The sequence below is a fragment of the Streptomyces sp. NPDC051364 genome (assembly GCF_040682115.1).
Taxonomy (GTDB): domain Bacteria; phylum Actinomycetota; class Actinomycetes; order Streptomycetales; family Streptomycetaceae; genus Streptomyces.
In genome coordinates this window covers 158,218-184,612 of sequence record NZ_JBFBAH010000013.1, presented here as the reverse complement: position 1 = coordinate 184,612, position 26,395 = coordinate 158,218, and the positions used below count along the sequence as shown (strand labels likewise).

Genomic DNA, 26,395 nt, shown 5'->3' with positions numbered 1-26,395 from the left:
CCATGCGACGCAGAGCGAGCCTCGTCCTGCTTGCCCTGGCGGTGTTCTGCGCAGCCCTCGCACCGCTGCTGCGCTGGTACGCGTACCCCCGGCTCGCCAAGATCCCGCCGAACCAGTACCAGGAGATGGTCCTGGAGGCGAAGGACGCGACCCTCCTCGACTACACCGCCGGCATGCAGCCGAAGAGGGTCGACAAGGTCACCATCGTCCAGACCCTCAAGGGCAACGTCGAGGCGTCGAAGGAGATCGAGGCGAGCGCCGGCAAGGACGTCGTCGTCTGGGACACGCTGTCGTACATCATGGGCCCGGACGGGAAGATGGTCTCCCAGATCCCCGAGCGCTACATCTTCGACGCCCACACCCAGGACCCGGTGCACGCCACCGGCGAGGCGGTGGACGGGGACCCGGTCAAGCGCGAGGGCATCGAGTTCAAGTGGCCGTTCTTCACCGAGCCGCGCGACTACCTCTACTTCGACGCGCAGACCCGTACCGCCTCGCCCATCCACTACGTCGGCCCGCGCACGTACCGCGGGATGGACGTCTACTACTACGAGCAGACCGTGCCGTGGACGAAGGTCTCGCTCCCGAAGAAGATGCCGATCGAGGGCATCGACCCGGCGACGTTCGAGCAGAGCACCGGCACCAGCCTCTGGTACAAGGTCAAGGCCATGTTCTGGGTCGACCCGGTCACCGGGGCGCCCGTCAACGCCGAGCAGATCATCGAGCAGGAGATGCGCGGCGGCATCGCGGCCGGCGCGCCCGACGGCAGGCTCACCGTCTTCGCCGGAGACGTCAAGATGCGCGAGGACTACGCCGACTACACCGTCGACCTGGTCAAGTCCAACCGTACGAAGGTCCTCGCGCTGCACACGGACGCCCCGATCGGCCTGGCGGCCGGCGCCCTCGTACTGCTCGGGCTGGCGCTGTGGCTGGAGGCCCGCGGCCGCCGCGCCGAGCCGGAGGACGGGGACGGGGAGGGGCTCACCACGAGGCTCACTGCTGTCGCTTGAGCCGGGCGTTGGTGTGCCGGGTCGGCTGGGCGGTGGCCGGGTCCTCCGGCCAGGGGTGCTTGGGGTAGCGGCCGCGGAGCTCGGCGCGTACGGCGCGGTAGCCGCCCTGCCAGAACGAGGCCAGGTCGGCGGTCACGGCGGCGGGCCGCCCGGCCGGGGACAGCAGGTGGACCAGCACGGGCACCCCGGCCACCTTCGGGGTCTCGGCCAGCCCGAACAGCTCCTGCAGCTTCACGGCGAGGACGGGCTGGCCGTGCCCCTGTCCCTGCTCGGCGGAGTAGTCCACCCGGATCCGGGAGCCGCTGGGCACCTCGATCCGCTCCGGGGCCAGCTCGTCGAGGCGGGCGGCCTCGCCGGTGGCCCAGGGCAGCAGCCGGTTCAGCGCCTGACCGGCGTCGATCCGCCCGAGATCGGCGCGGCGCCGGGCCCGGGACAGCTCGGGCTCGAGCCAGTCGTCGGCGCGGTCCAGCAGGGCGCCGTCGTCCTGGACGTCGGGCCAGCCGCCGCCGAGGGTGCGGTGCAGGAAGCCGAGCCGGGCCCGGAGGGCGTGCGCGTCCGCGGACCAGCGCAGCAGGCCGAGCCCTTCGCTGCGCAGGCCGTCGAGGAGGGCCTCGCGCACGAGGTCCGGGTCGGGGTTCCGCAGCGGCCGTGCGGCCAGCTCGATGGCGCCGAGCCGTTCCACGGAGCGGGCGACGAGGTCGCCGTCCTCCCAGTGCACCTCTTCGCCCGCTTGCAGCAGGTGGCCGGCCGCGGCCCGGGCGGTGTCCTCGTCGAGGGCCGCGGCGAGGCGGATGCGGGCGGAGGCGGAGTGCGGGGGCCTGTCGGCGACTGCGACGGCCAGCCAGGGCGCGCTGCGCAGTGGTGATCCGTCGGGGAGTTCGGCTCCGGTGCCGTTGGCCATGAGGAAGGCCGCCCGGCCCTTGGCCTTCGCGACGCGTTCGGGGAATGCCAGGGCTGCGACGAGCCCGGCGGCGGCGTCGTCGGGGAGCGACTCTTTCCCCACAGGGTTCCCGGAGGCGGCGGCGCGCTCCAGGCGGCGGGCCTCCGCCCGCCAGCGCGCGGCGTACGCGTCGCCGCCCGCGCGGGCCCGGCGCCAGGCGGCGGCCAGGTCGTCCCCGTACTCCCGCGGCGGCTCCTCGCTCAGCAGGGCGACCAGCTCCGCCGCCCGGCGGGCCCCCAGCGCGGCGGAGCCGTCCAGCAGGGCCCGGGCCAGGCGCGGGTGCAGGCCGAGGCGGGCCATCCGCTGCCCGCGCGGGGTGACCAGGCCCGCCGGGGACACCGCGCCCACCGCCACCAGCACCTCCCGCGCCGCGGCCATCGCCCCGGCCGGCGGCGGGTCGAGCAGGGCCAGGCCCGTCGCGTCCGGGTCGCCCCAGCACGCGGCCTGCAGTGCGAACTGCGCCAGGTCCGCCATCCGGATCTCGGGAGAGGGGAACGCCGGCAGGCGGCCGTCCTCCGCCTCCGCCCAGCAGCGGTACACCGCCCCCGGCGCCTCGCGCCCCGCCCGGCCCGCCCTCTGGCGTCCGGCCGCGCGGGACGCCCGTACGGTCGCCAGCGCGCCCAGGCCCCGGGCATGGTCCACCCGGGGCTCGCGGGCCAGCCCCGAGTCCACGACCACCCGTACGCCCGGCACGGTCAGGCTCGACTCCGCGACGGCGGTGGAAAGGATCACCCTGCGGTGCTGCGCGACGGAGAGCGCCGCGTCCTGGACCGCCGCCGGGGCGCGGCCGTGTATCTGGAGGACCTCCGCGTCGACCCCGCCCAGCTGCCCCGCGACCCGGGAGATCTCGCCGACCCCGGGCAGGAAGCACAGCACGTCGCCGCTGCGTTCCGCGAGCGCCCGCCGCACCACCGATGCCACGTGCGTCAGCTGCGCCGGGTCCACCCGCATCCCGTGCGGGGGCCGCACCGGCCGCGGCGGCGGCGCCCAGACCGTCTCCACCGGGTACGAGACCCCCGCGGCCTCCACCACCGGCGCGCCGCCGAGACGGCCATGACCGAGTACGCGGGCCCAGCCGGCCGCGTCGGTCGTCGCCGAAGCCGCCACGAGCCGCAGCTCCGGGCGCAGGGTTTCCCGTACGTCCAGGAGGAACGCGGCGACCGTGTCGGCGTCGAGGTGCCGCTCGTGGCACTCGTCCAGGATCACCAGGTCCACCCCGGACAGCTCCTGGTCGCGCTGCAGCCGCTGGAGCAGCACCCCGGTGGTCACGACCTCGACCACGGTCCCCGGCCCCGCGACCCGCTCGCCGCGCACCGTGAAGCCCACCGACGCGCCGACCGCCTCGCCCAGCAGCCAGGCCATCCGGCGCGCCGCCGCCCGGGCGGCGATCCGCCGGGGCTCGGCGACGACGACCCGGCGCCGGGGCCCGCCGCCGACCAGCCCGGCCAGGACCAGCGGCACCAGCGTGGTCTTGCCGGTGCCGGGCGGGGCGCAGAGCACCGCCGTGCCGTGGGCGTCCAGCGCGGAGACCAGTGCGGGCACGGCCTCCCGTACGGGAAGGGCGTCGAGGTCGGCGGTACGGATCACGTCAGTCGCTCCCCCAGCCTTCGGCCGGGGGTGCCCCCACTCTCGCTTCGCTCGCAGACGAAGATCGCGGTGCCGGGGATCAGGTTGCCGCGCAGCGGGGACCAGCCGCCCCACTCCTGCGTGTTCCAGGCGGGCCACTCCGGCTCCACCAGGTCCACCAGGCGGAACCCGCCCGCCACCACGTCGCGGACCCGGTCGCCGAGGGTGCGGTGGTGCTCCACGTATACGGCGCGGCCCTCCTCGTCCTGCTCCACGTACGGGGTCCGGTCGAAGTAGGAGGCGGCGACGGAGAGCCCCTCCGGGCCGGGCTCGTCGGGGAAGGCCCAGCGGATCGGGTGGGTGACGGAGAAGACCCAGCGGCCGCCGGGGCGCAGGACGCGGTGCACCTCGCGCATGACGTTGACGGGGTCGGCGACGAAGGGGACGGCTCCGTACGCGGAACAGGCCAGGTCGAAGGAGCCGTCGCGGAAGGGCAGCCGGCCGGCGTCGGCCTCTACGAGGGGTACGTCATCGCCGATGCGCAGGGCGTGCTGGAGCTGGCGGTGGGAGAGGTCCAGGGCCACCGGGCGGGCGCCCCGGGCGGCCAGCCAGCGCGAGCACTGGGCGGCGCCGGCGCCGATCTCCAGGACGTCCTTGTCCTTGAGGGACTCCGCCGGGCCGAGCAGCGCGGCCTCCGCCTCGTCCAGGCCCTCCGGCCCCCAGACGAAGCGGTCGTCGCCCAGGAACGCTCCGTGCTCGTTCTGGTACTCGTCGGCGTTGCGGTCCCACCACCCGCGGCTCGCCCGGCTGCTCTCCGCATCGTCGGCGTCACGCCGGGTGGCCTCGGAGTCGTCGCCGGCGCCGAGATCGGCTTCGTACGCTTCTTCGGGGGCGTAGTCCTCTTGGTTCATGGGGCCTGTCGTCGTAGTCTGCGGAAAGAGTTCGAAACGAGGTGGGGAAGCGCCATCGGCGTCCGCCCGCCCACGAATTGTGCCGGTTATGCGGTGATCCGCCCGGGGTGTGCGCCTTCGCGCATTGACCCTGTCCGGCTGCCCCCGTATGCTACAAGTTGCGCTGCGAGCCTGTGCTCCTCAGACCTAGCAGGCTGCGCTTGTATCTGTTGATGACCCCTCGGTTTTCGAGGCCCGGTCCGCTTCACGGCGGAGCATGGGCTTCCTTGGCTGTCCGGCTTCTTCGGCAGATGCCGATAAGGGCTCCCGGCGTAGCAGTACCTACGACTTTCTGTCCGTAACCGGAGCCCTTACCCACATGACGAGCAGCACCGAGACCACCGCCACCACCCCGCAGGTTGCGGTCAACGACATCGGTGACGAGGAAGCATTCCTCGCCGCGATCGACGAGACGATCAAGTACTTCAACGACGGCGACATCGTCGACGGCGTCATCGTGAAGGTCGACCGGGACGAGGTCCTGCTCGACATCGGTTACAAGACCGAAGGCGTGATCCCGAGCCGTGAGCTCTCGATCAAGCACGATGTCGACCCGAACGAGGTCGTCAAGGTTGGCGACGAGATCGAGGCCCTGGTTCTCCAGAAGGAGGACAAGGAAGGCCGTCTGATCCTGTCCAAGAAGCGCGCCCAGTACGAGCGCGCCTGGGGCACGATCGAGAAGATCAAGGAAGAAGACGGCATCGTCACCGGTACCGTCATCGAGGTCGTCAAGGGTGGTCTCATCCTCGACATCGGCCTCCGCGGCTTCCTGCCGGCCTCTCTCGTCGAGATGCGTCGTGTCCGCGACCTCCAGCCCTACGTGGGCAAGGAGCTCGAGGCGAAGATCATCGAGCTGGACAAGAACCGCAACAACGTGGTCCTGTCCCGCCGCGCCTGGCTGGAGCAGACCCAGTCCGAGGTTCGCCAGACGTTCCTCACCACCCTGCAGAAGGGTCAGGTCCGCTCCGGCGTCGTTTCCTCGATCGTCAACTTCGGTGCCTTCGTGGACCTGGGTGGCGTCGACGGTCTCGTCCACGTCTCCGAGCTGTCCTGGAAGCACATCGACCACCCGTCCGAGGTTGTCGAGGTCGGCCAGGAGGTCACCGTCGAGGTCCTCGACGTCGACATGGACCGCGAGCGTGTCTCCCTGTCGCTGAAGGCGACGCAGGAGGACCCGTGGCAGCAGTTCGCCCGGACCCACCAGATCGGTCAGGTCGTCCCGGGTAAGGTCACCAAGCTGGTTCCGTTCGGTGCGTTCGTCCGCGTGGACGAGGGCATCGAGGGTCTGGTCCACATCTCCGAGCTGGCCGAGCGCCACGTGGAGATCCCGGAGCAGGTCGTCCAGGTCAACGACGAGATCTTCGTCAAGGTCATCGACATCGACCTCGAGCGTCGCCGGATCTCGCTGTCGCTGAAGCAGGCCAACGAGTCCTTCGGTGCCGACCCGGCGTCGGTCGAGTTCGACCCGACCCTGTACGGCATGGCCGCGTCCTACGACGACCAGGGCAACTACATCTACCCCGAGGGCTTCGACCCCGAGACCAACGACTGGCTCGAGGGCTTCGACACCCAGCGCGAGACGTGGGAGCGCCAGTACGCCGAGGCGCAGGTCCGCTTCGAGCAGCACCAGGCTCAGGTCATCAAGAGCCGCGAGGCCGACGAGGCCGCTGCCGCCGAGGGTGCTGCCGCCCCGGCCGCCAGTGGCAACGCCGGTGCGGGCATCTCGGGTGGTTCCTACTCCTCGGAGTCGGACGAGACCTCGGGCGCCCTGGCCTCCGACGAGGCCCTGGCCGCGCTCCGCGAGAAGCTGGCCGGCGGCCAGAGCTGATCGCAGCGCAGCAGCGCAGCAGTGGATCACACTCCGGTGTGAGCCGAGCTGAGCAGAGCTGAAGAGCAAGGCCCGTCCCCTCCGGGGGGCGGGCCTTGTTGCGTTCCTGTGAAAGGGGCCAACTGGGGAATGGAGCAGCGGCCTTGGACGTTCTTCGCTGAGAAGGCGGCGAGGAGGAGTGGTGGCGGTGCTTGATCCACAGGGTTTGTACGAATGGGATGCCAAGGGCCTGGCAGTGGCGGACCTGGCGCTTGCCCAGGACTCGGCCGGGCTGGTCATGCTGTACCACTTCGAGGGGTACATCGACGCGGGCGAGGCCGGGGAGCAGATCGTCGAGCGGCTGCTCGACACCCTGCCCCACCAGGTGGTGGCCCGGTTCGACGCGGACCGCCTGGTCGACTACCGCGCCCGGCGCCCGCTGCTGACGTTCCAGCGCGACCACTGGACCGAGTTCGAGGAGCCCCGGCTCGAGGTGCGCCTCGTCCAGGACGCCACCGGCGCGCCGTTCCTGCTGCTCTCCGGCCCCGAGCCGGACGTGGAGTGGGAGCGCTTCGCCGTCGCCGTCCGGCAGATCGTCGAACGCCTCGGCGTCCGGCTCTCGGTCAACTTCCACGGCATCCCGATGGGCGTCCCGCACACCCGGCCCGTCGGGATCACCCCGCACGGCAACCGGACCGACCTCATGCCGGGGCACCGCAGCCCGTTCGACGAGGCGCAGGTGCCGGGCAGTGCGGAGTCCCTGGTGGAGTTCCGGCTCGGCCAGGCCGGGCACGACGTGCTGGGCGTCGCCGCGCACGTACCGCACTACATCGCGCGCTCCCCGTACCCGGACGCCGCGCTGACGGTGCTGGAGGCGATCACGGCCGCGACCGGGCTGGTCCTGCCGGCGGTGGCGCACGCGCTGCGCACCGAGGCGCACCGCACGCAGACGGAGATCGACCGGCAGATCCGCGAGGGCGACGAGGAGCTGGTCGCCCTGGTCCAGGGGCTGGAGCACCAGTACGACGCGGCGGCCGGCGCCGAGACGCGGGGCAACATGATCGCCGAGCCGCAGGAGATCCCGTCGGCGGACGAGATCGGCCGCGAGTTCGAGCGGTTCCTGGCGGAGCGCGAGGGCGAGGGCTGAGGGGTTCGCTTCGGCGGGGCGCGCCGGCCGGGTCCGCTTCGGCCGGCGCGCTTCGGTCGGGGTGGCTCCGGCCGGGCCAGGGGGCTGTACGGGGGCCGGGGTGCGGGGTCTAGTCTGCTGGGCATGTTGAAGGTTGGCCTGACAGGCGGAATCGGTGCCGGCAAGAGCGAGGTCTCGCGGCTGCTGGCGGGGTACGGGGCGGTCGTCGTGGACGCCGACCGCATCGCGCGGGAGGTCGTGGAGCCCGGTACCCCCGGGCTGGCGGCGGTCGTGGCGGCCTTCGGGGAGTCCGTACTGACCCCCGAGGGGGCGCTGGACCGGCCGAAGCTGGGGTCGATCGTGTTCGCCGACCCGGCGAAGCTGCAGACCCTCAACGCGATCGTGCACCCGCTGGTCGGGGCCCGGTCGGCCGAGCTGGAGGCCGCCGCAGGGTCCGACGCGATCGTCGTGCACGACGTACCGCTGCTCGCGGAGAACGGCCTGGCGCCGCTGTACGACCTGGTGGTCGTGGTGGACGCCGCTGCCGAGACGCAGCTGGCCCGGCTGACCGCGCTGCGCGGGATGGCCGAGGAGGAGGCGCGGGCCCGGATGGCCGCGCAGGCCACGCGGGAGCAGCGGCTGGCGGTGGCCACGCTCGTGATCGACAACGACGGGCCGCTGGAGGCACTGGAGCCGCAGGTGCGCAAGGTGTGGGCGGAGCTCAAGGAGCGGGCGGCGGCAGGTACGGCTGGTGCCTGACGTGCACATGGAATAGCTGGCGCGGCGCGGGGCGTTGAACGCGCTTGCAGAGGGAAGGAACAGATCGTGTCCGACACCACGCCGCAGCCCATACCGTCGCAGCCGCCTCCGCCGTCCGGCTCGTCCCCCGAGACGCATGTCATCGACTACCGGGCCGCCGAGCACCTGCTGGCCGCGCGGGACCCGCGCGGCGCGGTGAAGCTGCTCGACTCGGTCATCGCCGCCCACCCGGAGAACACGGCGGCCCGGCTGCTGCGCGCCCGCGCCTTCTTCGCCGCCGCCCAACTGCGTCCGGCGACGCTGGAGTTCGAGCTGGTGCTGGAACGGGAGCCGGACAACGCCTTCGCGCACTTCGCGCTGGCCCGCACGCACGAGCGCTCCGGGCGGCCCGAACAGGCCCGCAAGCACTTCCGCCTGGCGGCCGCTCTGGACCCCCGGCCGGACTACCTGGCAGCGGCCCGCTTCGAGGACTAGTGCCGTGTCAGGCAACGTTTGCCCGTCAAGGAGCGGGGTCCGGTGCGTGCCGGGCGTCGCGACGGGGCGAACGTTGCCTGACGCGGCACTAGCCCGGTATCACCTGCCCCGGTATCACCGGCTGCGGGGAGGCTCGTACGGGGGGATCTCCGGGCCGGGCTGGTAGTGCGGGCCCTGATGGATGTGGTGGAGGACCACGGCCAGGTCCACGGCGGCGAGCACCGCGAGCACACCACAGGCGGCCGCCCACCCGGGACGGCCGACCAGCGAGAACACGGCCGTCCCGGCGACGGCCCAGATCAGCCCCCACAGGCTGAGCCAGAACCGCAGCCGCAGCGGACTGCGGGCGGTCATCGGCTCGTTTCCGGAACGCATGACCATCGCCTCAGGTCCATGGTCCCACCAGCGGGGCGGTCAGGGGTTGAGGCGGTTCACGGCTGTCGTGGTCGTCTTCTTGAAGGCGGCGACGGGGGCGTCGCTCAGGTCGCCCATCCGACCCCACTGGACGACGGTCACGGTGGAGCCGTCCCGTCCGATCCCGAAGAGGTGCACGCCGGGCTCGGACTCCGGGATCGAGGTGTGCACCCCGTAGACGTGGGCGCCTTCCTCGACGGGGAGCGTTCCGTAGTCCTTCGAGGCCGCCTTCCCGTCCGGGTGCTCCCGCAGCCAGTCGGCGGCGCAGGCGGCGACCTGCCGCTCCAGGCTGCGGGTCAGCCGGGCGGCCGCGGAGTCGGAGGAGGCCCGTACGGAGATCTGCACGGCGCCGGCGTCGAGGTCGGTCCCGAAGCGCCGATGCCAGCCGCCGGTGGCCGGAAGTACCCCGTCCAGGCAGAAGGGCGCCGCCTCGGGCAGCCCCTTGGTGACCTTGCCGGCATGCCAGGGCGAGCCGGCATCCGGCGGCAGATCGGCGGCGCCGAGGAACCCGGGCGCGGTGAGCACGAGCGCGATGGCAGCGGCGAAGCCTTGGAGCATGGCCGTTTCTCCCCAGTTTCGTGTGCAAGGGCCGTGTGCCATCCCTTCCCCGAATCACCCCCATTTCAGCCCACACGGCCCACCCCGGCCCCGCCGGCGTCTGAGGCGCGGGGGTGCGGGGGTGCGGGGGAGGGAGGAGGGCGGGGAGGGGAGAAGGCCCGCGCAGCGGCCCCGGAGCCGGCGTCTGCCCAGCTCAGCGGCATTGTCGGTGCCCGCACCTAGACTCGAGGCAGACGGGATCCGTCTGACCTGATGGCATCGAGGGTGAGGGGAGGCGACACAGTGACACCGCAGCCGCAACGGCAGCAGCCGGACCCCCACACCCCCCTCCTCCGCCACCCCGCCGTCTTCCTCCCCGCCCCCGTCCCCCGCGAGGCCCGCATCGCCTTCTGGTCCCCCGACGGGGACGCGCTCCCGGACAGCGCCGGGACACCGGCCCCGCTCACGGTCGTACGCCCCCACGGCCAGGGGATCCGTACCCGTACCGTCCCCTCCCTCAGCCTCTCCGTCACCGAGGCCCTGCCCCTGCTCGCCCGCGCCCCGCGCAGCGCCGTCACGCACCCCGCCACCCGCGCCTGGGGCACCGCCGCGCTGCACGCCCTCGCGCTCGTCGCCCGCGGCCGGCTGCTCCCCGGGGTCACCCCCGACGGGGTCGACGCCTGGCGGGCCGGCCCTCTCGATGCCGAGGACGTGAGTCACCTCCGAGCGGTGGCCGCCGCCCTTCCGTATGAGGGGTACGCCACCCCCCTGCCCGGCCGCCGCCCGCTCCAGCTGCCCGAACCGGAGGCCCTGGTCCGGGCGTTCCTCGATGCCGTCGCCGACGGCTTGCCCCGCACCCCGGCGGCGCCGGTGGCCGCCGGGCGGCCCTTCGCCGCGCAGGAGCCGCAGCGGGTGCCCGGGATACAGGAGTGGGCCGCGCAGGTCGCGGCCGGCGCCGATGCCGGGGTGGGGATCTCGCTGCGCCTCGACCTGTCCTCCTTCCGCCTCTTCGACGGAGCGGACGAGGCGGACGGGGCGGACGCGGCGGACATCCGCCGCGCGGGCGCCGCCGTCGTCCAGGTGCACAGCCTCGCCGACCCCACCCTCGTCACCGACGCCGGGCTGCTGTGGGCCGGTGCGGCCGCCGCCGGGTTCGGGCCGCGTGCCCGGATCGACGCCGTACTGGCGCTGCGCCGGGCCGCCCGGGTCTGGCCGCCGCTGCTGCGGCTGCTGGACCAGCCGGTGCCCGATGTCCTCGCCCTCTCCGACCCGGAGCTCGAAGACCTGCTGGGCCGGGCTGCGAACCGGCTCGCGGCCGCCGGGGTCCTGGTCCACTGGCCGCGGGAGCTGGCTCGTACGCTGTCCGCGACCGCCGTCGTACGGTCGACCGCGCCCGGCTCCGCCACCGACGGCACGGCATTCTTCGACGCCCAGCACCTGTTCGCCTTCTCCTGGGAGCTCGCGCTGGGCGGCGACCGGCTCACCCCGGGTGAGATGGACGCGCTGGCGCAGGCCCACCGGCCCGTGGTCCGGCTGCGCGACCAGTGGGTACGGGTCGATCCCGAGCTGGTGCGCAAGGCGCGCAAGCGGGAGCTGGGGCTGCTGGACCCGGTGGATGCGCTGGCCACCGTACTGACCGGGACGGCCGAGGTGGACGGGGAGCCGGTGGCGGCGGTTCCGGTGGGTGCGCTGGCCGCCCTGCGGGAGCGGCTGACCGGCGAGCTCGCCCCGCTGCCGCAGCCCGTCGGGCTGAAGGCCACCCTGCGCGACTACCAGGCCCGCGGCCTGGCCTGGCTGGACCTGATGACCTCGCTCGGCCTCGGCGGCTGCCTCGCCGACGACATGGGCCTGGGCAAGACCGTCACCCTGATCGCGCTGCACCTGCACCGGGACCGCCCCGAGCCGACGCTCGTCATCTGCCCCGCGTCGCTGCTGGGCAACTGGCAACGGGAGATCGAGAAGTTCGCGCCCGGGGTCGCGGTGCGCCGCTTCCACGGCGGCAGCCGCAGCCTCGACGGGCTGGCCGGCGGATTCGTGCTGACCACGTACGGGACGATGCGCGCGAGCGCGGCCCGGCTGGCCGGGCAGCCCTGGGGCATGGTCGTCGCCGACGAGGCGCAGCACGTGAAGAACCCGCATTCGGCGACGGCGAAGGCACTGCGCACGATTCCGGCGCCGGCCCGGGTGGCGCTGACCGGCACCCCGGTGGAGAACAACCTCTCCGAGCTGTGGGCGCTGCTCGACTGGACCACGCCGGGGCTGCTGGGCCCGCTGACGGCGTTCCGGGCCCGGCATGCCCGCCCGGTGGAGCACCAGCAGGAGGAGGACGGGGGCAACGAGGCGGCGGTGGCCCGGCTGGCCGCGCTCGTACGGCCGTTCCTGCTGCGGCGCAAGAAGTCCGACCCGGGGATCGCCCCCGAGCTGCCGCCGAAGACGGAAACAGACCATCCGGTCTCCCTCACCCGTGAGCAGGCCTCGCTCTACCAGGCCGCAGTGGACGAGGCGATGGCCGTGATCGAGGCGAGCGAGGGCATCGAACGGCGGGGCATGATCATGAAGCTGCTGGCCTCGCTCAAGCAGATCTGCAACCACCCCGCGCAGTACCTGAAGGAGGAGCAGCCCCGGATCTCGCACCGCTCGGGCAAGCTGGCCCTGCTGGACGAGCTGCTGGACACGATCCTCGCGGAGGACGGCTCGGTGCTGGTCTTCACCCAGTACGTGACGATGGCCCGGATCATCGAGCGGCACCTGGCCGCCCGCGGGATCTCCCACCAGCTCCTGCACGGCGGGACCCCGGTGGCGCGCCGCGAGGAGCTCGTGGACCGCTTCCAGTCCGGTGAAGTCCCGGTCTTCCTGCTCTCCTTGAAGGCGGCGGGCACGGGGCTCAACCTCACGCGGGCCGGTCATGTCATCCACTTCGACCGCTGGTGGAACCCGGCGGTGGAGGAGCAGGCCACCGACCGCGCCTACCGGATCGGCCAGACGCAGCCCGTCCAGGTCCACCGGATCATCGCCGAGGGCACCGTGGAGGACCGGATCGCCGAGATGCTGGAGGCGAAGCGGGCCCTGGCCGATGCCGTGCTCGGCTCGGGGGAGTCGGCGCTGACCGAGCTGACCGACCGCGAGCTGGCCGACCTCGTCTCCCTGCGGAGGCCCGCATGATCACCGCGCGGGACGACCGCCGCCGCACCTTCGAGAGCGTGCCCGCCGGGGTGGAGGCCGCCAGCTGGTGGGGCCGGGCCTGGGTGTCGGCGCTCGAGGAGGTGTCCCGCGACCCGGCCCGCCTGGCCCGGGGCCGCACGTACGCCGCCGAGGGCCATGTCGACGCGGTCACGGTCACCCCGGGCCGGATCGTGGCGTACGTACGGGGCAGCCGGGCCCGCCCGTACCGTACTGAACTGGCCCTGAGCCCCTTCCCGGACGCCGAGTGGAGCGAACTCCTGGAGGCGGTGGCCGCGGACCCCACGGCCCTGGCGAGCCTGCTGGAGCGGGAGGTTCCGCAGTCGCTGGCGGGCGCGGTCCTGCCCGGCGCGGGCGAGCTCGTCCCGCGCTGCTCCTGCCCGGACACCGCCCGTCCGCCGTGCAAGCACGCCGCGGCCCTCTGCTACCGGGCGGCCCGCCTCCTCGACGAGGACCCGTTCGTCCTGCTGCTCCTGCGCGGCCGGGGCGAGCGGGAGCTCCTCGACGAGCTGACCCGCCGCAATGCCGCTCACGCCGCCCGCGAACAGCCCGACGCCGCCCCGGACTTCCCCGGTGTCCCGGCCCGTGCCGCGCTGGCCCGCACCAGCCTGCCGCCGCTGCCGGCCCCGATGGCCGCGCCCGCCGCCGTGGGCCTCCCGCCCGCCTACCCGGCCGACCCGGCGGCCCCCGACCCGCTGGCCCTGGACCAGCTCGCCACGGACGCCGCCGCCCGCGCCCTAGCGCTGCTCACCACCGCCGAGGACCCGATCGCCGGCCTCACCCTCTGGCAGGACGCCGTCCGCCTGGCCTCCGCGCACCACACGGCCGGCCTCACCGGCGCCGCCCGCACCCTCTACCGGGACCTGGCCCGCGCCACCGGCCGCACCACCACCGAACTGGCCCGTGCCGCCGCGGCCTGGCGCCAGGGCGGCCTGCCCGCGCTCGCCGCCCTCGAGGAGCCCTGGGCCCCCCCGGCGGGCCCCTTCGACCGCGCCCGCCCGGCCCTCCTGGCCGCCTCCCAGGGCGCCTTCCGCCCCGACCGCAACCGCCTCACCGCGCCCACCCGCCAGCTCCGCCTGGGCCGCGACGGCCTCTGGTACGCCTACGAGTCCCGCCCGCACACCGAGGACTGGTGGCCCACAGGCACCCCCTCCCCGGACCCCCTCACCGCCCTGCGCCGCTGACCTCGGCCGCCCAGCGCGTCAACGTGGTGAAGTCGCGGTCGCGCAGGCCGTGTCGGGCGTGGATGTTGAGGAGGAGGGCCGGGGACGGGTGGTGGGCGGCGATCCAGGCGCGGTCCTGAGGGGTGATCATGTCGTCGACCCAGGCGAAGGGGCGGCCTGCGGCCCAGTCGAGGAGCGGGCGGGTCTTCCAGAAGAGACCGTCGGGGTCGTCGGCGAAAAGTTCCGGCCACTCGATGACAGGAAGATCACCGGGTAGTCCGATGTGCGGGGCGATCATCGTGTTGGCCTCGTGCATCCAGGCGGTGGCCCAGGTGAGTTCGTAGGGCAGGGCCAGCAGACGGCCGCCGTGCGACGGGTGCAGGCGGACCCGCAGCCCGCGCCGGGCGCTGCGCGATTCCGGGTCCCGGTGGGACATCCAGCCGGTCGGACGCATCCGGTGACTGGTGTATCCGCGCAGTCCGGCGAGGCGGGACCGGAAGGGGTTGAGGGGGCCGTCCACGTCGAGGAGCAGGAGCGGGGGTTCAGTCATGAAGTAGGGATTACCCAGTACACGATGGGGTGAAATGCTTACCGGCTCTATAACCCGAACGGGTTTACCGCGTTGTTTCCGGTGCGGGTGCAGCACCCGTGAACTCCTCCGGAAGGCAGGGAACTCATGCGTCACAGTCGTCGGAATGGCTTGATCGCGGCGGTGGTTGCGGGAGGTGGACTGGCGGTCGCGGGTGTCAGCGGGTTCGCCTACGCCGATGCGGACGCGGGCGGGAAGGCCGAGCGTTCGCCGGGGCTGCTGTCCGGGAATCTGGTGCAGCTGCCGGTGCACACCCCGGTGAACGTGTGCGGGAACACCGTGAGCGTGGTCGGCGTGCTCAACTCGGCCGCGGGCAACCGCTGTGCCAACGAGGGCGGGGGCGGTGGCGACGGGCATCCAGGGTCCGTGTCCTCGCATCCCTCGAAACCCGGGAACGGGAACGGGAGCGGGAGCGGCATGGGCGGGGGAGCCCGTACCGAAGGGCGCGGAAAGGATTCGCCGGGGCTGCTGTCCGGCAACGGGATCCAGCTTCCCGTCGACGTCCCGCTCAACATCAGCGGGAACGCGGTCAGCGTCGTCGGGGTCGGCAACAGTTCCACCGGCAACACCTCCGTCAACGGCGAGGAGCCCAGCGGCGGGAAGCCGCCGCAGCAGCCGCCCGTCGTCGAGCGGCCCGTCACCCCGCCCGCGCCGCCGCAGCACGGCCCGGCGCTCGCCCACACCGGGGCCGACGGCGCCGGCTACCTGCTGCCCGGCGGTGGGGCGCTGCTGCTGGGCGGGGTCCTGCTCTACCGCCGCTTCCGCCTCCAGTAGGCCGCAGGGCTTACGGCTCGGGGCCCGAAGCGTGCGGCGGAGGCGGAGGCGGGGGCGGAGGCGGGGGCGGGGATGGCGCGGGTGTGCGCCAGCCGTCCAGGATCGCGTCGATCCGCGCCGCCAGCCGGGCCCGGGCCGCGAACCGCGGGACGCCCGCCATCAGCAGGGCGTCGTACTCGGTGTCGGTGTGCCGCACCGCCGCCCGGACCGCCACCGACACCGCCTGTGCGTCGAGGGCCCGGCCGGCCGCCGTACGGCCCACCCGGCCGCTGCCGCGCAGCGAGGCGTGGGCGGCGATGGCCGCCGCCCGCTCGGCGGGACAGCCCGGGAACAGCCGCCGGATCTCCGCGGCGAAGGCAGCCGTGAACCGGATGTCCCCGACCGCGCGGCGCAGCCGGTCGCGCTCCCGGCGGCGGGCCCGCGCCTCGGCGTCCGCGAGGCAGGCGCGCTCCGCGCGGGCCAGGGCGGGGTCCTCGACCAGGAGCCCCTGGCGCTCGTAGCGGCGGCGCCGCTTGTTGAAGCGGACCACGACGGCGGAGAGCGAACTGGCCTCACGGGCCCGCCGGGTGAGTGCGGCATCCCCGCGCGGCAGGTAGACGAGGTGCCCGAGGTCGGCGCAGTCCAGGCAGCGGGGCACACCGGCCTCGCGGACGAGGTGCCGGAGCGGCCCCTGGCGGCACTCCGCACAGTTGATCTGCTTCAGCGACTCGAACACCACGAGGCTCATGACGAAGTGATACCGCCGTCCGGTCTGCTTATCACCTTGCCAAAAATGATGGTTGAGCTTTCGCCGACATTCCCGGATGTCCGGATGTCCCTCTACCGTGGGGCGTTGGGGCTGCGGTAGAGCCGTGATGCCCATGGGGGAGGGGCACACACATGGGTGGCTGGCAGGCGACGGCGCGGCGTACGCGGGACACGGCCGGGGCGGAGGACCTCGCGGGCCGGGAGGTCGTCATAGAGCCCGGCGGCTGCACCGGCTGGCACTTCCACCGCGTTCCGCTGATCGCGCTGGTCAAGTCCGGGACGCTGACCCGGATCCTGCACGACAACTCGGTCGTCGTACACCTGCCGGGGGCCAGCTTCGTCGAGCCGCCCGGCGTCGAGCACCTCCACCTCGGCCGCAACCTCGGCACCGTACCCGTCGTGCTGTACGTGACGTCCACGCTGGCCGAGGGCGAGGCCTTCTCCATACCTGCTGCCGCCCCGCGCGGCGCAACACCGTGCTCCTGCTCGGGGGACTTCGGGTGAACCTCCCTCGTGAAAACGCTACGGTCCACCACTGACAATGGGCCCGTGCAGCTGGAAGCGATCACATGGCAGCGGATGGCCGAGCGTCTCGCCGGTCACCTCGACGAACACAAGGCGTCCTCCGGGCAGACGACTTGGCAGCGGGTGGGCATCGACGGCGCGCCCGCCGCCGGTACCGGCGTGCTCGCCGGCCATCTCGCCGACGCGCTGCGCCTGCGCAGCCGCCCGGTCCTGGTGGTCCCGGCCGAGGGCTTCCTGCGGCCGGCCTCGCTCCGCTTCGAGTTCGGCCGTGAGGACGTGGACTCCTACCTCGGCGGCTGGTACGACACCGCCGCCCTCTGGCGCGAGGTGTTCGGCCCGACCGACCCGGGCGGCACCGGCCGAGTGCTGCCCGACCTCTGGGACCCGGTGACCGACCGGGCGACCCGCAGCCCGTACTCCGAACTCCCGCCGGGCGGCGTGGTGATCGTGCACGGCCCCCTGCTGCTGGGCCACTGGTTCCCCTTCGACCTCAGCGTGCACATCCGGCTCTCCCCGGGGGCGCTGGCCCGCCGCACCGAGGAGTCCGCGCGCTGGACCCTGCCCGCCTTCGCCCGCTACGAGGCGGAGACCGACCCCGCGGCGCAGGCCGACGCCGTGGTCCGGGCCGACGACCCTCGCCACCCCGCCTGGACCGGCCTCACGGGCCTCACCGGCTGACCTCCGCGCCCGCCCGTACCGTCACGGACGTCCGGGATCCGCAACAGCGCCATAGCGGCTCTGCGACGAACGGGATCCGGCCGTCGCCGCGGCCGGAACCACGGCGCTACGTTGACGCCACGCTTCGACGGCGGCCACCTGGTGGCGCCTTGGCAGAGGGAGACGGCAATGGGCGGACGTGGTACGGCGATTCGGGGTCCGAGACGGCTGCGGCGGCAGGCCGCCTGCGCCGCGCTGGTGCTGTGCGGAGCCCTGGCCCTCACGGCCTGCAACGGCGACGACGGCAGTGACGCGGGAGCGGGAGCCGCCGGTACGACCCCCGGCGCGAGCCCGGTGAGCCCGTCGGCCACCCCTGCCGCCTCCGCCGCCCCGGCAGGCGGGGCGACGCCGTCCGCAGCGGCGTCGTCGAAGAAGCCGGCCCCGACCGCCACCACTCCGGCCAAGCCGAAGCCGCCCGCTCCCGGGCCCACCTGCGTCCCCAAGGCGCCCATCTCGCCCGACGAGATCGCCGTCTACCGCTACACCCCCGAGGGCGGCTCCACCAGCCTGATCGTCAAGCACGGCAACTGGGGCTGCGCCGTCGCGGGCGGTGCCACCCCGTTCGTGACGGTCGGCGAGGAAACCTTCATCCCGATCGCCGAGGACGCGAAGATCAGCGCCTTCACCCCGATCCTCCCCACCACCGTGAGCACGCCGATCAGCACGCACGAGCTCACCTCGTGGCTGGAGACCCACCCGAACAAGGGCCTGGTGTTCCACTACAACGTGAACAAGGCTGGCGTGATCGACACCCTCGGCCAGGAGGAGTACGCCTCCTGACGCGGCACCAGCCGCCCGGACCGGAGTGACAGCCGGGGGCCGGCATGCGCCGTGCGGCTCCCGCCGTTACGGACGCCCGCCCAGCCGGGTCACCGCGTGCGCGGCCGCACGGCACCCGGCCCGGGCCGCGTCCGCCGGCTCCGCGCCCGCGAGCCGGGCCGCCAGGAACCCGCCGGTGAACGCGTCCCCGGCCCCCGTCGAGTCCACCGCCTCGGCCGACTCCGCCGACACCTCCGCGGTCACCCGGCCCGCCTCCGCCACCAGCGCCCCCGCCGCGCCCCGGGTGACCACCACCAGTGGCACCCGCCGGCTCAGCTCCGCCGCCGCCCGGGCGGCCCCTGCCGCCCCCGCCGCCCCGGGCAGCCCGGCCAGCAGCCGTGCCTCGTCCTCGTTGGGCAGCAGTACGCCGATCCCCGCCACGGCATCGAGGAAGCGCTGCGGACCCAGCGCGACCAGGAATCCCGCCGAGGCCGGGTCCACGCTCACCGGCACGCCACGAGCCCGGGCCGCCCGCAGCGCGACGAGGGCCAGCTCGCGGCTGCTGTCGGCGAAGAAGAGGTAGCCGGACAGGTGCAGATGGGCCGCCCCGTCCAGCAGGGCCGGCGCCCAGTCCTCGGGCGACAGCCGCAGCGCGGCGCCGCTGTCGGTGAGGAAGGTTCGCTCCGCGTCCTTGCCGACCAGCGCCACCACCGTCCCGGTCGGCTCGGCCGGATCGATCACCAGCCGCGGCCGCACCCCGCAGTCCCGCAGAGACTGCTCGTGCCACCGGGCGGATTCGGTGCCGACCCGCGCGAGCAGGCGTACCTCCGCCACCCCCGCGTGGGCCGCCCAGCAGGCCGCATTGGCCCCGGCGCCGCCCGGCAGGGTCCGGATCCGCGCGGCCGTGTCCGTGGCCGGAGTCAGTGGCTCCGGATGCACGGCCACGACGTCCGTCACCACGTCCCCGATGACCAGCAGCGCCCCGGGCGCGGTCACGCGCGCGCCGCCCAGGCCCCCGCGATCCTGGCCCCGAGCGCCACGTTGCCCCGTACCGCCGCCAGGTTGGCCTCCAGCGAGGCCCCGCCCGTGGCCCGTACCAGGAACCCCAGCAGGAACGGGGTCACCGCCTGCCCCGTGATCCCCCGCTCGTGGCACTCCTCGAGGGCCTCGGCCAGCACCCGGTCGTGCAGATCCGGATCCAACTGGTCCGCCTCCCCCACCGGATTCGCCACCAGCAGTGCCGACTCCGGTCCGCCGAGGGCGTCCTGAGCGGCCATCACCGCCGCCACCTCCTCCGGCCGGTGCACGGTCCAGTCCACCGGCTCGCCGGAACTGGCCAGGTAGAACCCGGGGAAACGTTCCGTCCCGTACCCCAGTACCCCCACCCCGAGCGTCTCCAGCCGCTGCAGCGTGGCCGGCACGTCCAGGATCGACTTCACCCCCGCGCACACCACCGTGATCCGCGTCCGCGCCAGCAACTGCAGATCCGCCGACTCGTCCTGGGTCTGTGCGTACTCCCGGTGTACGCCGCCCAGCCCGCCCGTGGCGAAGACCCGCAGCCCGGCCCGCGCGGCCAGGAGCGCCGTCGCGGACACCGTCGTCGCGCCCGTCGCGCCGGCCGCGAGCGCGGGGGCCAGATCCCGGTGGCCGAGCTTGCGTACGCCCTCACCGCCGGCGATCCGCTCCAACTGCGCCTTGTCGAGGCCCGCGTACGCGACCCCGTCGACGACCGCGATCGTGGCCGGAACCGCCCCTTCGGCGCGCACCAGCGCCTCCAGTTCGGCGCCCACGGCGAGATTGCGGGGGCGGGGCAGGCCGTGGGCGATGATCGTCGACTCCAGAGCCACGACGGGACGGCCCCGGTCGAGCGCCTCACGGACCTCTTCGGACAGGACGGGGACCTCGGGTGATGTGTGCATGTCCCATCCATGGCACGGGATGTGCGCCCCCAAACGCGCTCCCGGCCCGCCCTTCCGAACCTGTCCGAGTGGCGTTCCCCCGTGAACCCCCGGGACATCCGCGCCTTCTACGACGAACTCGCCGGCCGGTACGACCTCCTGTACGCGGACCGGGACGCGGGCACAGCCCGCCAGAGCCGGGCACTGAACGGTCTGCTCACCGCCCACCCAGGCCGCGGCCTGCACCGCGTCCTCGACAACGCCTGCAGCCCGGACGGCCGGACCATCAGCTTCCAGCTCTGGCAGTGGCACGAGGGCGGTGAGCGGTACGACCTGGAGCTCTTCCGGCTGCTGCCGTCCGCCGCGCCCGGCGGGGAGACGTGGACCTCCCGCACGTCCAAGGCCAGGTACTGGGCGCTGCCCGAGGAGGAGTCGGCGGGCTACGCGCGCCGGGCCGGGTTCGCCGATACGGTGTGGCACCCGGCGGAGGCCACCGGATTCCACCAGCCGGCGCTCAGAGCCCGGCATGGAGCAGGACACCGGCTGGACAGGTTGACCTGTCCGGCGGGTGGAACCTGGACGCTCTGGTCACCGCGGCGCGCCGGACGGCCGGATTAGGGTGACTCGGCATGAGCACCAGTGAGCACGGTCCTGCCTCGTTCGCCGTATCCGTACCGGATGCCGAGCTGGAGGCAGAGGACCTCGATCCCGGCCAGATCCTCTCCGGCGAGCCCGTCGTGACGGGCAAGGTGCTGTGGGAGTCTCCCGACGGCAAGCAGCTGCGCGGCATCTGGCAGATCACCCCGGGCGTGGTGACCGACACCGAGGCGAACGAGCTGTTCGTCGTGGTCAGCGGCCGGGCCACCATCGAGGTCGAGGGCGGCGGGACCCTGGAGGTGGGCCCCGGCTCCGCCTGTGTGCTCCGGGAGGGCGACAAGACCACCTGGACCGTCCACGAGACGCTGCGCAAGGCCTACCACATCAGCTACTAGCGGCAGCGGGGTGGCGGCGCCCGGTGAACAGGGCGAGCGCCGCCATCGGCAGCAGCAGGCCCGCGCCGATCACGTTCAGCCAGCCGTAGCCCGCGTGGGACATGACCAGGCCTGCGGCCGCGCCGCCCACGCCCGCGCAGGTGTTCATCGTGAGGTCGCTCAGACCCTGTACGGCGGCCCGCGCGGCCTGTGGCACCGAGTCGGTGAGCAGCGCCGAGCCGGAGACCATGCCGGCGGACCAGCCGAGGCCGAGCAGGAACAGGCCGACGGCGCTCTGCGCGTGGTCGGGTCCGGCGGTGCCGGCGAGCAGGGCCGCCAGCGACAGCAGCCCGGCCGCCAGGCCGATCACCGACAGTCGGCCGACCCGGTCCGCGAGCCAGCCCATGACGGGCGAGAAGGCGAACATGCCGGCGATGTGGCCGCTGATCACCAGGCCGACGAGCTCCAGTCCGGCGCCGTGGTGGCCCAGGTCGACCGGGGTCATCACCATGATCGAGACCATGGTGGTGTGGGACACCGCGACGGTGACCAGGGCCAGCCGCGCCCGCGGGGAGGCCTTGACCGCCGCGAGCCCGGCGCGCAGCGAGCGGCCCTCGCGGGTCTGCTCCTCGGGCCCGGCCAGCGCCCGGGCCGTCAGTAGCGGGTCCGGCCGCAGGAGTACGCCGATCAGGGTGCCGGTGAGGACGAAGACGGCGCCGGCCCAGACGAAGGGGCCCGCCGTCTCGGGTATGGAGGTCCCGGCGAAGCTGCGGCTGGCCGGGGCGGAGAGGTTGGGGCCGAGCACCGCGCCGAGGGTCGACGCCCAGACGACGACGGCCACGGCCCGGGCCCGCCGGTCCGGGGCGGCGAGGTCGGCAGCTGCGAACCGGGCCTGGAGGTTGGCGGAGGAGGCCGCTCCGAAGGCGGCCATGCCGAGCATCAGCAGCGGGAAGCTCTTGATCGCGGTGGCGAGGACCACCAGGGCCGCACCGGCGGCGCCGATCCCGTACCCGAGGACCAGCCCCGGGCGGCGGCCGCGCGCGGTCATCAGGGCGGCGAGCGGCAGGGAGACGGCCGCGGTGCCGATCACCGCGGCGGTGGAGGCGAAGCCGGACAGCGACTCGGTGCCGCTGACCTGCGTCGCGAGGACCGGGGCCAGGGCGATGCTGATGGGCACGCCGAGGCCGCCCAGCATCTGGCTCGCGATCAGCACCCCGGAGGTGCGCCGCTGCAGCCCGGGCAGGTCCGCCAGGTCGGTCGGCGGAGCGGGCCGGTCGGTGCCGGGGACGGCGGTCATGCCGCCCACCGCCGTCGCGGCGGCGCAGGGCGGTATACGGGCGCGGGCGCAGTACGGCCGGAGGCGGTGGCAGTAGTCACCGCGGCAGTTTCGCACCCCTTACGGCCGGACGGAACGGGGGACGCCCCCCGCGCCTGCCGCCCGCGCCCGCACCCCGGCCCGCGCCCCCGCCGCGCCCCGTCAGAACAGCGGCTGCGGCAGGACGCCCTCCAGTGCCAGCAGGGACCGCTTGGTCTCCACCCCACCGCCGAAACCGCCGATGCCCCCGCCGTTCTCCACGACCCGGTGGCAGGCCACCACCAGCGGCAGCGGGTTCGACCCCATGGCGTTGCCCACGGCCTGGGCCGCGCCCGGCTGTCCGACGCGGGCCGCGAGCTCCCCGTACCCCACGACCGCCCCGTACGGCACCGAGCGGTCCAGTTCCTGGAGCACCTGCCGGTTGAAGCCGGAGCTGAGCCGCCAGTCCAGCGGCAGGTCGAAGCGCTTGAGCGAGCCCGCGAAGTAGGCGGTCAGCTGGCGAATCGGCTCGGCCAGCAGCACCTCCTCGCCCGGTGCCGGTCGCCAGGCGTCGGCGCCGAGCCGGGAGACGAGGGAGCCGATCATCTTCTCGACCCGGTCCGGACCGGCATGGAACTCGACCCGGACCAGACCCTCCGGGGTCGCGGCCAGGAGCAGAGGCCCGACGTCGCTGGGGACGACGGTCCATTCGAGGTGCGGCCCGCGGGGCCGCTCGGTGCTGTCCACCCCTCCACCGTACGGGGAGGGTCCGACAGGCCGGGGACACCTCCCCGGACGGAACACCTAGTACGCGAAGGCCCCGAGCACCGCCTCCTGTACGACGTCCGGGGCGTTGGTGATGATCCCGTCCACGCCCATCCCCTGCACCTTCCGGGTCGTCGCCGCGTCGTCCACGATCCAGGTGTCCACCTCCATCGTCTTGCCGTGGGAGCCCAGCAGCCCGTGCACCGCCGCCACCCAGTCGGCCGAGATGGTGGTGTGCCACGGGTTGATCCGGTCCGTGAACTCGGCGTACTTCGGCAGGTCGGCGACGGTGGGGGTGCCCAGGAAGGCCGTCACGAGGTCCGGGCGCAGGCCGTGCACGATGCGTACGGAGTCCGCGCTGAAGCTCTGCACGACCAGGCGGCGCTGCACGTGGTCCGCGTCGAGCCAGCCGGCCTCGTCCAGCACCTGCAGGGTCTCCTGCTCGATCCCGGGGTACAGCTCGGGCTTCTTGATCTCCAGCAGCAGCCGCTGCCGGTTGCGCTGCACCCGGTCGAGGTACACCCGCAGGGTCGGCACCCGGGCGCCCGCGAACTCCTCGCCGAACCAGCTGCCCGCGTCGAGCGTGGCGATCTCCGCCGCCGTGAAGTCCTTGACCCGCCAGGGCCCCCGGTCCGGGAACGCCTGCTCGACGTCGGTGGTCCGGGCCAGGGTGTCGTCGTGGACCACGACCAGCTCCCCGTCCTTGGTGCGCTGGACGTCGTTCTCGACCCAGTCGAAGCCCAGCCGCATCGCGAGGTCGATCGCCTCGAGGGTGTTCTCCGGCGCGTACGCCGAAGCCCCCCGGTGGGCGTACACGACGGGGCCCAGCAGTCCCGCCGCGCCGGTGGCGCCGGCGGGGGAGGCCGGGGACGAGGGGGAGGAGGGGCCGGTGGCGGCGGACGAGGCCGTCCCGCCCAGGACGGTCAGGGTGAAGCCCAGGAATGCGGCGGCGGCCGCGGCGGCGGGTCGGACGTACATGTGCGTTCTCCTCGGTTCGGGAGCCCTGTTCCTGCGTCAGACGCGTGCGGAATGGCAGACGTTGCGGCGATGCACTACACGGGGGACCTCTACGGCGATCATGCGGTTGATGATCACGGGGCCGCCACCGAACTACGACAAACGGACCAGAAAGGAGGACTTCCGTCCCGCCCGCCGGACCTGGCGCGGCGCCGCGGACCGCGAGCGGCTGCGTGAGTGTCAGTGGGGGGTCGTACGGTGGACTCATGCGGCCCGTATCGAAGATCGAACGCACGGTGGCGCCTTTCGAGGTCGTCAGCCCCTACCAGCCCAGCGGCGACCAGCCGGCGGCCATCGTCGACCTGGAAAAGCGCATCCGTGCAGGTGAGAAGGATGTCGTCCTGCTGGGTGCGACCGGCACCGGCAAGTCGGCGACCACCGCCTGGATGATCGAGAAGCTCCAGCGCCCGACCCTCGTGATGGCGCCGAACAAGACCCTCGCCGCCCAGCTGGCGAACGAGTTCCGCGAGCTCCTGCCGAACAACGCCGTCGAGTACTTCGTCTCGTACTACGACTACTACCAGCCCGAGGCGTACGTTCCGCAGTCGGACACCTACATCGAGAAGGACTCCTCGATCAACGAGGAGGTGGAGCGGCTGCGCCACTCCGCGACCAACTCGCTGCTCACCCGGCGGGACGTGATCGTCGTGGCGTCGGTGTCCTGCATCTACGGCCTCGGCACCCCGCAGGAGTACGTCGACCGGATGGTCCCCCTCAAGGTCGGCGAGGAGATGGACCGGGACCAGCTGCTGCGCCGCTTCGTCGAGATCCAGTACACGCGCAACGACGTGGCCTTCACCCGCGGCACCTTCCGCGTGCGCGGGGACACGATCGAGATCTTCCCGGTCTACGAGGAACTGGCCGTCCGCATCGAGATGTTCGGCGACGAGATCGAGGCCCTCTCCACGCTGCACCCGCTGACCGGCGAGGTCATCAGCGAGGACCGCGAGCTGTACGTCTTCCCCGCCAGCCACTACGTCGCCGGCCCCGAGCGCATGGAGAAGGCGATCGCCGGCATCGAGACGGAGCTGGCGCAGCGGCTCGCCGAGCTGGAGAAGCAGGGCAAGATGCTGGAGGCGCAGCGGCTGCGCATGCGCACCACGTACGACCTCGAGATGATGCGCCAGATCGGGTCCTGCTCCGGCATCGAGAACTACTCGCTGCACATGGACGACCGCGAGCGCGGCTCCGCGCCGAACACCCTCATCGACTACTTCCCCGAGGACTTCCTCCTCGTCATCGACGAGTCGCACGTCACCGTGCCGCAGATCGGCGCGATGTACGAGGGCGACGCCTCGCGCAAGCGGACCCTGGTCGACCACGGCTTCCGGCTGCCGTCCGCCCTCGACAACCGGCCGCTGAAGTGGGAGGAGTTCCAGGAGCGGATCGGCCAGACGGTCTACCTGTCCGCCACCCCCGGCAAGTACGAGCTCTCCCGCGGCGACGGCTTCGTCGAGCAGATCATCCGCCCCACCGGCCTCATCGACCCCGAGGTCGTGGTCAAGCCCACCGAGGGGCAGATCGACGACCTGGTCCACGAGATCCGGCAGCGGGTGGAGAAGGACGAGCGCGTCCTGGTCACCACCCTCACCAAGAAGATGGCCGAGGACCTCACGGACTACTTCCTGGAGCTCGGCATCCAGGTCCGCTACCTGCACAGCGACGTCGACACCCTGCGCCGGATCGAGCTGCTGCGCGAGCTGCGCGCCGGCGAGTACGACGTCCTGGTCGGCATCAACCTGCTGCGCGAGGGCCTCGACCTGCCCGAGGTGTCGCTGGTCGCGATCCTCGATGCCGACAAGCAGGGCTTCCTGCGCTCGGGGACCTCCCTGATCCAGACCATCGGCCGCGCGGCGCGCAACGTGTCGGGCCAGGTCCACATGTACGCGGACAGCATCACCCCGGCGATGGCGCAGGCGATCGACGAGACCAACCGCCGCCGTGAGAAGCAGGTCGCCTACAACACGGCCAACGGGATCGACCCGCAGCCGCTGCGCAAGAAGATCAACGACATCGTCGCCACCATCGCCCGCGAGGAACTGGACACCGAGGAGCTCCTCGGCACCGGGTACCGCCAGGGCAAGGACGGCAAGGGCGCCAAAGCTCCCGTGCCTTCTCTCGGCGTGGTCAAGGCGGGCCAGGTCACCGTGGGCGGCAAGGGGGTCAAGGGAGCCAAGGCCGCCAAGGCGGCCAAGGAGGCCGCGGCGCTGACGGACCGTCCGGCCGAGGAACTGGCCGCGCTCATCGAGCAGATGACGGAGCGGATGCGCGGCGCGGCGGCCGAGCTCCAGTTCGAGGTCGCGGCCCGGATCCGGGACGAGGTGGGCGAGCTGAAGAAGGAGCTGCGGCAGATGAAGGAAGCGGGCCTCGCCTGACCCGGGGCCGGTCAGTAGGGTTGGCAGCAGCCGCAGGT

The 26,395-nt window shown here is 73.3% G+C and carries 25 protein-coding genes; 14 read left to right on the top strand and 11 right to left on the bottom strand.

What is annotated here, in order from left to right:
• Nucleotides 1-2: 2 nt before the first annotated feature.
• On the top strand, nucleotides 3-1,010 hold the full coding sequence (locus tag AB0M76_RS26180; RefSeq protein ID WP_365955176.1) for a DUF3068 domain-containing protein: 1,008 nt from the start codon (nucleotides 3-5) through the stop codon (nucleotides 1,008-1,010).
• Here the strand turns inward: AB0M76_RS26180 and hrpB are convergent.
• Nucleotides 994-3,537 carry an ATP-dependent helicase HrpB gene (gene hrpB, locus AB0M76_RS26175; protein ID WP_365955175.1) on the bottom strand — a complete coding sequence of 848 codons (2,544 nt, stop codon included), beginning with the start codon at nucleotides 3,535-3,537 and terminating at the stop codon, nucleotides 994-996. The genes AB0M76_RS26180 and hrpB overlap by 17 nt on opposite strands.
• Entirely contained in the window at nucleotides 3,534-4,427 is an 894-nt protein-coding gene (locus AB0M76_RS26170) for a class I SAM-dependent methyltransferase (RefSeq protein WP_365955174.1), read from the bottom strand. The genes hrpB and AB0M76_RS26170 overlap by 4 nt, the downstream gene beginning before the upstream one ends.
• Before the next feature lie 358 nt (nucleotides 4,428-4,785).
• Between AB0M76_RS26170 and rpsA the strand changes: the two genes are divergently transcribed.
• The 4 genes from rpsA (at nucleotide 4,786) to AB0M76_RS26150 (ending at nucleotide 8,632) form a co-directional block, all read left to right on the top strand.
• Nucleotides 4,786-6,294, top strand: a complete 1,509-nt coding sequence (gene rpsA / locus AB0M76_RS26165; RefSeq protein ID WP_266668098.1) for a 30S ribosomal protein S1 — start codon at nucleotides 4,786-4,788, stop codon at nucleotides 6,292-6,294.
• Between the two features lie 187 nt (nucleotides 6,295-6,481).
• Nucleotides 6,482-7,420 (top strand): PAC2 family protein, encoded by a 939-nt coding sequence (locus tag AB0M76_RS26160; protein WP_030292149.1) that lies wholly within the window; start codon nucleotides 6,482-6,484, stop codon nucleotides 7,418-7,420.
• A 123-nt stretch (nucleotides 7,421-7,543) separates the two neighbouring features.
• A complete protein-coding gene (gene coaE, locus AB0M76_RS26155) occupies nucleotides 7,544-8,158 on the top strand; it encodes a dephospho-CoA kinase (RefSeq protein WP_365955173.1) in 615 nt (204 codons plus the stop codon).
• Between the two features lie 66 nt (nucleotides 8,159-8,224).
• Entirely contained in the window at nucleotides 8,225-8,632 is a 408-nt protein-coding gene (locus AB0M76_RS26150) for a tetratricopeptide repeat protein (protein ID WP_266668102.1), read from the top strand.
• A 114-nt stretch (nucleotides 8,633-8,746) separates the two neighbouring features.
• Here the strand turns inward: AB0M76_RS26150 and AB0M76_RS26145 are convergent, their stop codons facing one another.
• Together AB0M76_RS26145 and AB0M76_RS26140 are read right to left on the bottom strand one after the other, a co-directional pair.
• Nucleotides 8,747-9,007, bottom strand: a complete 261-nt coding sequence (locus AB0M76_RS26145; RefSeq protein ID WP_365955172.1) for a DUF6343 family protein — start codon at nucleotides 9,005-9,007, stop codon at nucleotides 8,747-8,749.
• Between the two features lie 39 nt (nucleotides 9,008-9,046).
• Nucleotides 9,047-9,604, bottom strand: coding sequence for a hypothetical protein (locus AB0M76_RS26140; protein ID WP_365955171.1), 558 nt, complete (start codon nucleotides 9,602-9,604; stop codon nucleotides 9,047-9,049).
• A 282-nt stretch (nucleotides 9,605-9,886) separates the two neighbouring features.
• Here AB0M76_RS26140 and AB0M76_RS26135 point away from each other — a divergent pair, with 282 nt between their 5' ends.
• Nucleotides 9,887-12,745: a DEAD/DEAH box helicase gene (locus AB0M76_RS26135; RefSeq protein WP_365955170.1), complete on the top strand. Its 2,859-nt coding sequence runs from the start codon at nucleotides 9,887-9,889 to the stop codon at nucleotides 12,743-12,745.
• Complete coding sequence (locus tag AB0M76_RS26130; RefSeq protein ID WP_365955169.1) at nucleotides 12,742-13,947, top strand: SWIM zinc finger family protein; 1,206 nt, start codon at nucleotides 12,742-12,744, stop codon at nucleotides 13,945-13,947. The genes AB0M76_RS26135 and AB0M76_RS26130 overlap by 4 nt, the downstream gene beginning before the upstream one ends.
• Here the strand turns inward: AB0M76_RS26130 and AB0M76_RS26125 are convergent.
• Complete coding sequence (locus AB0M76_RS26125) at nucleotides 13,928-14,476, bottom strand: hypothetical protein (RefSeq protein WP_365955168.1); 549 nt, start codon at nucleotides 14,474-14,476, stop codon at nucleotides 13,928-13,930. The two genes, AB0M76_RS26130 and AB0M76_RS26125, sit on opposite strands and share 20 nt — an antisense overlap.
• A gap of 162 nt (nucleotides 14,477-14,638) precedes the next feature.
• Here AB0M76_RS26125 and AB0M76_RS26120 point away from each other — a divergent pair, with 162 nt between their 5' ends.
• Nucleotides 14,639-15,289, top strand: a complete 651-nt coding sequence (locus AB0M76_RS26120) for a chaplin (RefSeq protein WP_365955167.1) — start codon at nucleotides 14,639-14,641, stop codon at nucleotides 15,287-15,289.
• Between the two features lie 10 nt (nucleotides 15,290-15,299).
• On the opposite strand, the gene AB0M76_RS26115 is transcribed toward AB0M76_RS26120, so the two are convergent.
• A complete protein-coding gene (locus AB0M76_RS26115) occupies nucleotides 15,300-16,016 on the bottom strand; it encodes a DUF2293 domain-containing protein (RefSeq protein ID WP_365955165.1) in 717 nt (238 codons plus the stop codon).
• Between the two features lie 152 nt (nucleotides 16,017-16,168).
• On the opposite strand from AB0M76_RS26115, the gene AB0M76_RS26110 reads away from it, so the two are divergent.
• From AB0M76_RS26110 to AB0M76_RS26100, 3 genes are all read left to right on the top strand, one after another.
• A complete protein-coding gene (locus AB0M76_RS26110; RefSeq protein ID WP_365955164.1) occupies nucleotides 16,169-16,540 on the top strand; it encodes a cupin domain-containing protein in 372 nt (123 codons plus the stop codon).
• 45 nt (nucleotides 16,541-16,585) lie between these two features.
• On the top strand, nucleotides 16,586-17,239 hold the full coding sequence (locus tag AB0M76_RS26105) for a uridine kinase (protein ID WP_365955163.1): 654 nt from the start codon (nucleotides 16,586-16,588) through the stop codon (nucleotides 17,237-17,239).
• Nucleotides 17,240-17,407: 168 nt separating this feature from the next.
• Entirely contained in the window at nucleotides 17,408-18,058 is a 651-nt protein-coding gene (locus AB0M76_RS26100) for a hypothetical protein (RefSeq protein WP_365955162.1), read from the top strand.
• Between the two features lie 66 nt (nucleotides 18,059-18,124).
• On the opposite strand, the gene AB0M76_RS26095 is transcribed toward AB0M76_RS26100, so the two are convergent.
• Both AB0M76_RS26095 and AB0M76_RS26090 read right to left on the bottom strand, forming a co-directional pair.
• Nucleotides 18,125-19,033, bottom strand: a complete 909-nt coding sequence (locus AB0M76_RS26095; protein ID WP_365955161.1) for a PfkB family carbohydrate kinase — start codon at nucleotides 19,031-19,033, stop codon at nucleotides 18,125-18,127.
• On the bottom strand, nucleotides 19,030-19,956 hold the full coding sequence (locus tag AB0M76_RS26090) for a pseudouridine-5'-phosphate glycosidase (protein ID WP_365955160.1): 927 nt from the start codon (nucleotides 19,954-19,956) through the stop codon (nucleotides 19,030-19,032). The genes AB0M76_RS26095 and AB0M76_RS26090 overlap by 4 nt, the downstream gene beginning before the upstream one ends.
• Before the next feature lie 81 nt (nucleotides 19,957-20,037).
• On the opposite strand from AB0M76_RS26090, the gene AB0M76_RS26085 reads away from it, so the two are divergent.
• Together AB0M76_RS26085 and AB0M76_RS26080 are read left to right on the top strand one after the other, a co-directional pair.
• Nucleotides 20,038-20,553, top strand: coding sequence for a hypothetical protein (locus tag AB0M76_RS26085; protein ID WP_365955159.1), 516 nt, complete (start codon nucleotides 20,038-20,040; stop codon nucleotides 20,551-20,553).
• 11 nt (nucleotides 20,554-20,564) lie between these two features.
• Nucleotides 20,565-20,927, top strand: coding sequence for a cupin domain-containing protein (locus tag AB0M76_RS26080; RefSeq protein ID WP_365955158.1), 363 nt, complete (start codon nucleotides 20,565-20,567; stop codon nucleotides 20,925-20,927).
• Here the strand turns inward: AB0M76_RS26080 and AB0M76_RS26075 are convergent.
• The 3 genes from AB0M76_RS26075 to AB0M76_RS26065 form a co-directional block, all read right to left on the bottom strand.
• Nucleotides 20,917-22,203, bottom strand: coding sequence for an MFS transporter (locus tag AB0M76_RS26075; RefSeq protein ID WP_365955157.1), 1,287 nt, complete (start codon nucleotides 22,201-22,203; stop codon nucleotides 20,917-20,919). The genes AB0M76_RS26080 and AB0M76_RS26075 overlap by 11 nt on opposite strands.
• A gap of 180 nt (nucleotides 22,204-22,383) precedes the next feature.
• Nucleotides 22,384-22,947, bottom strand: coding sequence for a methylated-DNA--[protein]-cysteine S-methyltransferase (locus AB0M76_RS26070; RefSeq protein WP_365955156.1), 564 nt, complete (start codon nucleotides 22,945-22,947; stop codon nucleotides 22,384-22,386).
• Between the two features lie 57 nt (nucleotides 22,948-23,004).
• On the bottom strand, nucleotides 23,005-23,943 hold the full coding sequence (locus AB0M76_RS26065) for a glycerophosphodiester phosphodiesterase family protein (RefSeq protein ID WP_365955155.1): 939 nt from the start codon (nucleotides 23,941-23,943) through the stop codon (nucleotides 23,005-23,007).
• A gap of 245 nt (nucleotides 23,944-24,188) precedes the next feature.
• Between AB0M76_RS26065 and uvrB the strand changes: the two genes are divergently transcribed.
• On the top strand, nucleotides 24,189-26,357 hold the full coding sequence (uvrB, locus tag AB0M76_RS26060) for an excinuclease ABC subunit UvrB (RefSeq protein WP_365955154.1): 2,169 nt from the start codon (nucleotides 24,189-24,191) through the stop codon (nucleotides 26,355-26,357).
• Nucleotides 26,358-26,395 lie beyond the last annotated feature (38 nt).

Excerpts from the sequence above, each read along its gene's own strand:
- AB0M76_RS26145 (WP_365955172.1), bottom strand. The coding sequence starts at position 9,007 with ATGCGTTCCGGAAACGAGCCGATGACCGCCCGCAGTCCGCTGCGGCTG.
- AB0M76_RS26140 (WP_365955171.1), bottom strand. The coding sequence starts at position 9,604 with ATGCTCCAAGGCTTCGCCGCTGCCATCGCGCTCGTGCTCACCGCGCCC.
- coaE (WP_365955173.1), top strand. The coding sequence starts at position 7,544 with ATGTTGAAGGTTGGCCTGACAGGCGGAATCGGTGCCGGCAAGAGCGAG.
- AB0M76_RS26075 (WP_365955157.1), bottom strand. The coding sequence starts at position 22,203 with ATGACCGCCGTCCCCGGCACCGACCGGCCCGCTCCGCCGACCGACCTG.
- AB0M76_RS26090 (WP_365955160.1), bottom strand. The coding sequence starts at position 19,956 with ATGCACACATCACCCGAGGTCCCCGTCCTGTCCGAAGAGGTCCGTGAG.
- AB0M76_RS26180 (WP_365955176.1), top strand. The coding sequence starts at position 3 with ATGCGACGCAGAGCGAGCCTCGTCCTGCTTGCCCTGGCGGTGTTCTGC.
- AB0M76_RS26170 (WP_365955174.1), bottom strand. The coding sequence starts at position 4,427 with ATGAACCAAGAGGACTACGCCCCCGAAGAAGCGTACGAAGCCGATCTC.
- AB0M76_RS26125 (WP_365955168.1), bottom strand. The coding sequence starts at position 14,476 with ATGACTGAACCCCCGCTCCTGCTCCTCGACGTGGACGGCCCCCTCAAC.
- AB0M76_RS26065 (WP_365955155.1), bottom strand. The coding sequence starts at position 23,943 with ATGTACGTCCGACCCGCCGCCGCGGCCGCCGCCGCATTCCTGGGCTTC.
- AB0M76_RS26110 (WP_365955164.1), top strand. The coding sequence starts at position 16,169 with ATGGGTGGCTGGCAGGCGACGGCGCGGCGTACGCGGGACACGGCCGGG.
- AB0M76_RS26130 (WP_365955169.1), top strand. The coding sequence starts at position 12,742 with ATGATCACCGCGCGGGACGACCGCCGCCGCACCTTCGAGAGCGTGCCC.
- AB0M76_RS26100 (WP_365955162.1), top strand. The coding sequence starts at position 17,408 with ATGGGCGGACGTGGTACGGCGATTCGGGGTCCGAGACGGCTGCGGCGG.
- AB0M76_RS26115 (WP_365955165.1), bottom strand. The coding sequence starts at position 16,016 with ATGAGCCTCGTGGTGTTCGAGTCGCTGAAGCAGATCAACTGTGCGGAG.
- rpsA (WP_266668098.1), top strand. The coding sequence starts at position 4,786 with ATGACGAGCAGCACCGAGACCACCGCCACCACCCCGCAGGTTGCGGTC.
- uvrB (WP_365955154.1), top strand. The coding sequence starts at position 24,189 with ATGCGGCCCGTATCGAAGATCGAACGCACGGTGGCGCCTTTCGAGGTC.
- AB0M76_RS26080 (WP_365955158.1), top strand. The coding sequence starts at position 20,565 with ATGAGCACCAGTGAGCACGGTCCTGCCTCGTTCGCCGTATCCGTACCG.